Annotated in this window: 1 protein-coding gene; it reads left to right on the top strand. The window is 42.3% G+C overall.

Translation table 11 applies throughout. From position 1 onward, the window contains the following. The first annotated feature begins 75 nt into the window (after positions 1–75). Positions 76–1,205, top strand: a protein-coding gene (locus WFH04_RS18040) for an IS3 family transposase (protein ID WP_336825706.1) whose coding sequence is annotated in 2 segments (ribosomal slippage) — positions 76–328 and positions 328–1,205 — 1,131 coding nt in all. Because the reading frame shifts where the segments join, the coding sequence is not laid out codon by codon here. Positions 1,206–1,235 lie beyond the last annotated feature (30 nt).

The following is a 1,235-nucleotide window of genomic DNA, read 5'->3' as shown; positions in this document are numbered from 1 at the left end:
TGGATAGGCTACACTTAGATGGACAGAAAAATTAAGGTCTTGTAGAATACAACTAATAGAAATGAGGAGACTACAATGACCGAAAAAAGAACAAGAAGATCCTTTACCCAAGAATTCAAAAAGCAAATGGTTCAGCTTTATGAAAATGGTAAGCCAAGAGCGGATATTATCCGCGAATATGAGTTGACACCTTCAGCCTTTGATAAATGGGTGAAACAATCACAGAACAGTGGTTCTTTCCGTGAAAAGGACAACCGTACACCGGAAGAGAAGGAGCTTATCCGGCTCCGGAAAGAGATTCAACAACTTCGGATGGAGAACGATATTTTAAAGCAAGCAGCGCTGATCATGGGACGAAAATAGATGTAATCCGCAATAACTCTCACCTCTATTCGGTATCAGCAATGTGCGACGTCCTCAATATTCCAAGGAGTACCTATTACTCTCAAACCCAAGCTAAAACCCAAGTGAAAAAAGATGAACAAGAACTGGTACAACTAATCCGGGAAATCTTCTTCTCAAATCGGAAAAATTTCGGAACTCGAAAAATTAAAGTCGAACTAAAGAAGAAGGGTTATATTGTCTCCAGAAGGCGGATCGGCCGCATTATGTCCGAACAAGGGCTTGTTTCGAATTATACTGTTATCCAATTCAAACCGCATAAAAGCAAGTGTAATGAAGAAAAAGTTGGAAACGTCCTGAACCGGGAATTTACTGGCCGAGAAGAACTCGCTGCTGTTGTCAGCGACCTGACCTATGTGCGAGTGGGCCACAAATGGCATTATGTTTGTCTGTTCACGGATCTATTTAATCGAGAAATTATCGGCTATAGTGCTGGTCCGAACAAGGACGCTCAGCTGGTCTATAAAGCATTGTCGGGTATCGACCGTCCGCTCAATACAATTCAACTGTTTCACACTGACCGCGGTAGCGAATTTGATAATCAACTAATCAACGAAGTGTTGGAAACATTCAACATCAAGCGATCACTGAGCATGAAAGGATGCCCTTATGATAATGCGGTTGCCGAGGCGATGTTCAATGTAGTTAAGACGGAATTTATCAAGCAAATGCGATTTGAAAGTCAACAGCAACTGGATCTGGAACTTGATGATTATGTTAACTGGTACAACAAATTTCGAATACACGGCACCCTTGGTTATCTGACACCGATGGAATACCGCAAGGCTGCCGCAGGGAGTTAAGCAGATATCGTGCAAGGGATGTTGCGACTT

Origin of the sequence: Sporosarcina sp. USHLN248 (assembly GCF_037144575.1) — a bacterium.
GTDB lineage: Bacteria > Bacillota > Bacilli > Bacillales_A > Planococcaceae > Sporosarcina > Sporosarcina contaminans.
This window is presented reverse-complemented; position numbering and strand designations above follow the sequence as displayed.